Raw genomic sequence first — 7,436 nt, 5'->3', positions numbered from 1 at the left:
TGTTGAAAGGCAGGGGTATCCATGATGGTAGACCTCAAGGAGATGGCCTACTTCAAGATTAGCTTTTCAACACGTAATTGGGACAGAGCCTAAAAAAACCACCCGCATGCGGGTGGTTTTTTTATGGGCACTGTGCAGGCTCAGAGGGCGAGGGCCCAGCGCAGGAAGGCCTTGCGTTGCGCTGCGTCAGCGGCGAGGTAGCGCCGTTGCAGCTCGGGGTCGACGGGCACTGCATCGTGGGATGCTGTGGCGGGCTGCGGGGCGATGGTCTCGCCGACCGACCCGTCGTAACGGGCCAGCAGCGCCTGATAGTCGGTCAGCAGGCTGTCCTGGCTGCGCGGCAGTACGGTGGCCAGCAAGGGGTGGGTGCCGTCAGGGGTTGCCAGCTGCAGGGTGGGGCTTGCGGCAAAGCGGCGAATGGCCTGGGGGTTGGTCAGCACGGGTGTGGTCAGTTGCAGCGACCCTTGTGACGGGATCTGGAGGGTGACCAGCAGGGGCGCCGAGGTAACGCGTCCCTGGCTCTCGTTGGTGGAGCGAGGGTCGCTTGGGCTGTCAAAGCGCACCAGCAGTCGTGTCTCCCCTGCCGGAAGATCAATGGCCCGGGTAAAGGCCGAGGGCTTGCCCTGTGGCGAGGCGAGCAGGGTGAGGTTGTCTGCCAGTTCCAGCCGGGCTGCCTGTACAGGCACGCTGAGCAACAGGGCAAGCAGGGGAGATAACAGCAAGGGAGAGAGCAGAGAGGATCGTGCCATCATAAGACTCCATAAAGGTGCCGGCCCGCAAGCCGGCAACAAGATCAGAATTCGTAGCGCAGGCCGAGGTGGTAGAAATCCTCGCTGTTGCTGCTGCCGCCAAAACTGGTGACCGTGCTGCCGGCCAGCCCGTCTTCGCCGCCCCGGAACACGTAGGCGCTGTAGAGGGAGGAACGCGGGGTGAGCTTGTACTGCAGCTCCAGAGTGGTATCGCGCAGGCTCATACCGTCTCCCCCGTCGTTGTCGAGGTGGCGGTAGCCGGCGCGGGCCGCCCACTTCGGGTTGATATCGTAGACGGCTGTCAGCTCCCACACCTTGTCTTCGCTGTCCGCCTGGCCGTTGAGATAGCTCACCTGATCCTTGGCGTAGAGGGCACCCAGCATCAGCGGGCCCAGGGTGTAGCGGGTACCGATACCGCTGAAGCGGTACTCGTCGGCGTTGGGGTCCACCTTGCTGGCGCCGGTCTGGGCTGCCTTGCTCTGCTGGTAGGCGATGACCGGGGCCAGCTTGCCCACCGCGCCGAGATCGAAGGTGTAGCGCAGGGCACCGTTGTAGCCGTAGTCAAGATCCGAGGTGCCGTTGCCGAGGATGTAGGCCAGCGACAAGTCCAGGTTGCCGAGGCTGTTCTGGTATTGCAGGGTGCCGTCCTGACGGAACACCTGTACCGCGGTGGAGTCCACCTTGCTGGCCTGGCGCGCCATGGAGACATCGGAGGCAGCAAACACGTCGCCGATGTCGGTGAACATGATGAGGCCGGAAGAGACGCGCCCGCCGGTCACCTTGCCCCATTGGCCGCCATCAATCCCTGCCCAGACGTAACGGGCGGTGAGATCGCTGCTGTTCTGCTGCACGTTGTTGGCGTATTCGGCCGCATTGACCTGATATTGCGCCATGCCGATCACTGCCACATCTTCGTTGACGGTCTGACGGGCGGTAAAGCCGATACGGCCATCGAAGTCACCCCGATCATTGCCGCTCTTCTTGTCGGAAATGTTGAAACCAAGACGGCCGTAGAGATCGACGTTGGAGCCATCGTCAGCCTGATAGATGACGGCCGCATGGGCGGAACCTGCGCCGAACAGAGCGGGAAGAACCAGAGCAAGCATGGATTTTTTCATTTTTTTATCGTTCCTGTATGGGCTCTGCGCCAGAGCCGGGATGAGTTTGGCCATGACCCCGATTGCTCGGGGCCAGACCTTGGCTATCAATCCGGAGGAGGGATTAACTCAGATCGACGTTCTTGCAGCCGAACATCAGGGTGAAGAGGTAGCCGCCGAGGTAGGCGACGGCGAGGCCGACGGCATAGACCATCATGCCGGGGAAGATCCCCTGGGCAGAGGTCATCAGCGGCAGGGCGACGATGCCGGAGGGGCCAAAGACGGTGTTGAGACCGACCGGCAGACCCATCCAGGAGATTAGGCCAACCACGAAGCCGCCCAGCGAACCACCGCAGCAGGCGGTGATGAAGGGTTTGACCCGTGGCAGGGTGACGCCGTATATCAGCGGCTCACCGACCCCCAGAATGCCCGGGATGATGGTGCCCTTCACCTGAGTGCGCAGCAGTGAATCCTTGCCTGCCCGGCTGTAGAGCGCCAATGCAGCCCCTACCTGTCCGGCACCGGCCAGCGCCAGGATGGGGAACAGAGAGTTGAAGCCCTGGGCATCCATCAGCGCAAAGTAAACGGGTACGAACCCCTGGTGGATACCGAACATTACCGAGATGAGGAACAGGCCGGCCAGAATGGCGGTACCGAACGGGTTGCCATTGAGGTTGATGAAGAGCCAGGACATGCCGTTGTAGAGTTGTACGCCGAGGGGCATGATCAGGATAAAGGTGACGGCCCCCATGATCAGCAGGGTGATGCAGGAGGTGAGGATCATATCCAGACTGTCCGGCATGAAGCGGCGAACCTGACGCTCCACCGAGGCACCGATGATGCAGGCGATCAGCACGCCGATGATGTTGCCGCGCGGATCGATCTGGTGGCCGAAGAAGTCGCTGATGCCTGAGTAGATCCCGCTGCTGGCCTGGGGGTCATACCCCATGACAAACAGGGAGGCGAGGATGGCGCCGTTGACCCCGGATCCGCCAAATGCTTTCTGGGCGTTGTAGCCGATCAGAATGCTGAGGAAGCTGAACAATCCCTTGCTGAACAGTTTCATGTAGCCGACGAATTCGGCCAGCCCCCCCCCTGTCTGCTGCCCTTCCAGCAACAGGGTCTGCTCGATCAGCGTGGCACAGCCGAGCAGTAGCCCCGCTGCGATAAAGCCGGGAATAAGCGGGGTAAAAATGGTGGCAAACTTGGCCAGGAAGCGATGTGCCGCGCTGCTCTGTTTCTGTTTCAGCGCCTGTTTGTTGGCGGCGGCGATGTCGCTAAGATCCGTTGATTGCGGGCGAGGGGCGGTCAGGGTGCCCGCATCAGCGCTCAGCATGCCGTTCATCATCTCGCAGGCTGTCTGGGCCTTGCCCGGGCCAAGCACGATCTGGAACTGGTTGTCGCTTTCAATCACCCCCATCACCCCGGCGATCCGTTTGATGGTATCGCGGTCGGCATGCAGGCTGTCCGCCAGGCTCAGCCGCAGCCGGGTCATGCAGTGGCCACAGTTGGTGATGTTATCCCGGCCGCCGATGGCCTGGATGATCTGGCCAATCATGGAGTCAGTTATTTTTGCCATAAAGAACCCAGTCAGTCTGTTGTGTCATGAGGGTGCCTGAGCACCCCGTTTTTGTTGTGGTATTGCCATCCCTGGCCCGGCCAATGTGCGGTTGGCCGATCAGCGGGTACACTGGCTGATGAAGCCGTTGCTGCTTTGCAGACGGGTGCGGGCCTCGTCGGCCGAAAGCCCGGCCAGGATCATCACTATGGCGGTTTTGCAGTGGTTGTCCGCCTCGGTCAGCGCCCGCTCCGCCGTGGCGCGGTCGCAGTCGGTGGCCTCCACCACGATGCGCTTCTGCCGCTCCACCAGCTTGGCGTTGGTGGCCTCCACGTCCACCATCAGGTTGCCGTAGACCTTGCCGGTGCGGATCATGGCGCCGGTGGAGAGCATGTTGAGGATCAGCTTCTGCGCCGTACCCGCCTTCATGCGGGAGGAGCCGGTCACAATCTCGGGGCCGACCACCGCCACCATGCTGATATCGGCAGCCTTGGCCAGCGGGCTGCCCGGGTTGCAGCTGATGCTGCATACCGTGGCTCCCACCGTTCTGGCGTGGGCCATGGCGCCCAGTACATAAGGGGTTCTGCCGCTGGCGGCGATGCCTACCAGCACGTCGTCGGCGCAGAACTGGATGTTTTTCAGGTCCTGGGCGCCGAGCTCGGCGTCATCTTCGGCGTTTTCGACCGCCTGCAGTATGGCCTTGTGGCCGCCGGCGATCAGACCGATCACCTGCTCGGCAGAGACGCCGTAGGTGGGCGGGCACTCGCTGGCATCGAGAATGCCGAGCCGGCCCGAGGTGCCGGCGCCGATGTAGACCAGCCGGCCCCCCTTGTCGAATGCCGCCGCGATGGCATCGACCGCGTGGGTGATCTCGGGCAGCAACTGGCTGACCGCCAGCGCTACCTGCTGATCCTCCTGATTGATGACGCGCAGCATCTCCAGGGTCGGCAGCTGGTCGATCTCGCCGCTGGCCGGGTTGCGGGTCTCGGTAATCATGCTTGATAGGTCAATGGTCATCGTTTCCTCTACTTCAGGTCATCGCCAGTCCCGGCGTAAAACATCCCTCTTGATGACAGGCATGATTATCGATTTTTGATTTCTATTATGAGATCAATGTCGCATAATTAATTATTCCATTTATTTTTGTTTTTAAGTCATTAAAATTCCTCCTTGGTGATATCGACGGGGGCTGGGTGGCGCTGGTGAAGTGGATGAGGGTCTGGGGCTGATGGACGGCCAACAAAAAGCCCCGGAGCGTGGCCGGGGCTGGTTGATACGGGTAACTGGGTCAGTTGACCGATATGGCTCTGGCGTCTATGTAGAATCGCGCATTACCTTGTGGATCGACCCTGATCTGGGCAACCAGACGATCGCTCTGTTTGTATTCCCATCGTGTTTTGATCCGTGTCAGGGCGGGGCTGGCGGCACCGACCACATTCAGATATTCATGAAACAGGCTGTAGCTTCCAATCTCGGTCAGCATCTTTTCCATTTGCACGTCTCCTGCAGTGAGTGGGTGTCCCCATCTACAAACCTATCAAGCACACTCTGAATTGAATCTGTATAAAAATCACACTAACTCATTTGTGTGTCAGTAACATGATCAGGCGCAAGATCAGTAACGATCGTTGAGGTTTTATGACATCGTTTTCAGTCAGTGCTGGCGGGCATCTTCCAACTGTTCAAGTGCACCAGACACATGTGGCAATGCAGGTGCCGTTTGCACCGCAGAGGCGCCATGGAACACCGGATCCTGCGCCACTTCCTTGATGCCGTTGATGCAGAATTGCATACCCATGCACACCAGCAGGAAGCCCATGATTCGGGTTATGGCGTCGATGCCGGTGGCGCCGAGGATCTTGCAGACCGGATCCGCCAGCTTGAGCACACCCCAGCTGAGTGCACTAATCAGGGCAAAGGCGGTCACCATGGCGGCATAGACGGTGAAGCGGTTGTACTCGCCGGGCAGCTCGGCGATCTGGGCGGCGCCGCTGATCACCAGTGCCATGGTGCCCGGTCCGCACATGCTGGGCATGGTCAGCGGCACGAAAGCGATGCTCTGGTTGATATCGACGCCAGTCGCCTGGCTCGGGGCCGGAAACAGCATGCGAAAGCCGATGAAGGCGATAATGAGCCCCCCTGCCAGGCGCAGGCCGGGAATCGAGATCCCGAACAGATCCAAAATGGAGGAGCCGATGAAGAAGCTGACACAGAGGGTGCAGAAGAGATAGATGGCGGCCAGATTGATCTGGCGACGCACGTGTTCACGGGACATGCCCTTGCTCAGCCCCAGTAGCAGGGTGGCCGTGGTGGGGGGATTGACCATGGGCAGCAGGGCAAGCAAGGCGATAAATACGACCTGAAAGAACATCTTGAGCCTCGGATAACAGAAGTGGAAGGGAACAGTCCCGGGCCGGTCAGTCGCAAGGCCCAGGAGGGAGGCTATCTTATGTCTGCCAAGCTGAACATAAGCAGTATCAAAAAGCCCTGACATGGTCAGGGCTTTTTGATTGGTCAGGCTGTTTGGGGAGGGGAATGGCGTGGCTTGCGTTGTTGTAGCCAGAGCCGCATACCGATGGCAAAGCCCAGCACCGACAGGCTTACCACATAGTGGGAAGGAGCCAGCACATCGCTTGCCATCCAGAGGGTGACCAGCATGGGGGTCAGTCCGCCAAAGATGGCGTAGGCCACGTTGTAGGAGAAGGAGAGGCCGGAGAAGCGCACCACTGCCGGGAAGGCGTTCACCATGACATAGGGGACGGCACCGACGATCCCGACCGCGAAGCCCGCCAGCGTGTAGAGCGGTAACAGTTGGTCGGTGCCCGCGATCAAGCCGTGATAAAAGGCATAGCTGGCACCTGCCAGCAGCAGGGAACCGAACATGAAGGTGGGACCGCTGCCGATGGCATCGATCAGCCGGCCATAGACGATACAGCCCAGCGTCAGGGCAAGAATGGCCAGCGAGTTGGCGGTCAGTGCATCGGCCGGGCTGATGCCATGCACCTTCTGCAGGTAGGTGGGGGTCATCAGGATCACCACCACGATACCAGCGGAGAGCAGCCAGGTGAGTAGCATGGATATTACTACGCTGCCCTTGTGGCTGCGCAGCACTGTCTTGAGCGGCAGCTCTTCCGCCAGTGCCTTGTTGGCCTGCATCTCGGCAAAGACCGGGGTTTCGTGCAGCCAGCGGCGCAAGTACATGGCGACGATGCCGAATCCCCCGCCGAGCACGAAGGCCAGACGCCAGCCCCAGTCACTCACCTCGGCCGGGCTCATACCACGGTTGATGGCGGTGGCTACCAGGGAGCCGAGCAGTATGCCGGCCGTCAGCCCGGCGGTCAGGGTGCCGCAGGCAACGCCAACCCGGCGGGCGGGGACGTGCTCCGCCACGAATACCCAGGCACCCGGTACTTCGCCCCCGATGGCGGCTCCTTGCAGGATCCGCAGCAGCAGCAACAGCAGAGGGGCTGCGATACCGAGAGTGGCGTAGGTTGGCAGCAGGCCGATCAGCAGGGTGGGCAGCGCCATCAGCAGGATGCTGAGGGTGAACATGCGTTTGCGGCCGATGAGATCACCGAAGTGAGCCATGATGATACCGCCGAGGGGGCGGGCCAGATAACCGGCGGCGAAGATGCCGAAGGTCTGGAACTGGCGCAGCCATTCGGGAATGTCAGCCGGGAAGAACAGCTCGCCAATCACCACGGCGAAGAAGACGAAGATGATAAAGTCGTAGAATTCGAGAGCACCGCCGAGGGCGGCCAGGCTCAGGGTCTTGTAATCCTGTCGGTTGAGGGGACGGCTGTGGTCGTAAGCTTGTGTGACTGTCGTCATATCCTTATGTTTCCCATCGTTTTTTTAGTTATTGTTCCCCATCCTTGCAGGGGACACGCTCATTACCGAGGGTATGCTTTTGCATCCTGTTATGTAAATCGCAGTATTTGCAATACTGTCTTGCAGCTTTTTGGTGCAGTGAGGTGGGTGGTACAGGATCCACATCCGGGAGTCTGCTCCCGGGGCGAATGACAACGACTA

General features: G+C 60.4%; 7 protein-coding genes. All 7 read right to left on the bottom strand.

The genetic code is table 11. The annotated features are described in order from the left end of the window. Positions 1 to 140 precede the first annotated feature (140 nt). A complete protein-coding gene (locus ACW5XD_RS05885; protein ID WP_456494061.1) occupies positions 141 to 749 on the bottom strand; it encodes a DUF2057 family protein in 609 nt (202 codons plus the stop codon). A 44-nt stretch (positions 750 to 793) separates the two neighbouring features. Beyond that, a complete protein-coding gene (locus ACW5XD_RS05880; protein WP_456494060.1) occupies positions 794 to 1,867 on the bottom strand; it encodes a porin in 1,074 nt (357 codons plus the stop codon). A 103-nt stretch (positions 1,868 to 1,970) separates the two neighbouring features. Next, positions 1,971 to 3,425 (bottom strand): PTS N-acetylmuramic acid transporter subunit IIBC, encoded by a 1,455-nt coding sequence (gene murP / locus ACW5XD_RS05875; protein ID WP_456494059.1) that lies wholly within the window; start codon positions 3,423 to 3,425, stop codon positions 1,971 to 1,973. Between the two features lie 99 nt (positions 3,426 to 3,524). Further along, entirely contained in the window at positions 3,525 to 4,421 is an 897-nt protein-coding gene (gene murQ / locus ACW5XD_RS05870; RefSeq protein ID WP_456494058.1) for an N-acetylmuramic acid 6-phosphate etherase, read from the bottom strand. Positions 4,422 to 4,692: 271 nt separating this feature from the next. Next, complete coding sequence (locus tag ACW5XD_RS05865; protein ID WP_456494057.1) at positions 4,693 to 4,896, bottom strand: hypothetical protein; 204 nt, start codon at positions 4,894 to 4,896, stop codon at positions 4,693 to 4,695. 162 nt (positions 4,897 to 5,058) lie between these two features. Next, the gene (locus tag ACW5XD_RS05860; RefSeq protein ID WP_456494056.1) at positions 5,059 to 5,775 is read right to left on the bottom strand and encodes a MarC family NAAT transporter; all 717 of its coding nucleotides are present in this window, start codon (positions 5,773 to 5,775) and stop codon (positions 5,059 to 5,061) included. 143 nt (positions 5,776 to 5,918) lie between these two features. Then, positions 5,919 to 7,235, bottom strand: coding sequence for an MFS transporter (locus ACW5XD_RS05855; protein ID WP_456494055.1), 1,317 nt, complete (start codon positions 7,233 to 7,235; stop codon positions 5,919 to 5,921). Between the last annotated feature and the right edge of the window lie 201 nt (positions 7,236 to 7,436).

It is taken from the genome of Aeromonas enterica, from assembly GCF_054052465.1.
The sequence above is the reverse complement of the archived record's forward strand: the minus strand, read 5'-3'. Positions and strand labels throughout refer to the sequence as shown.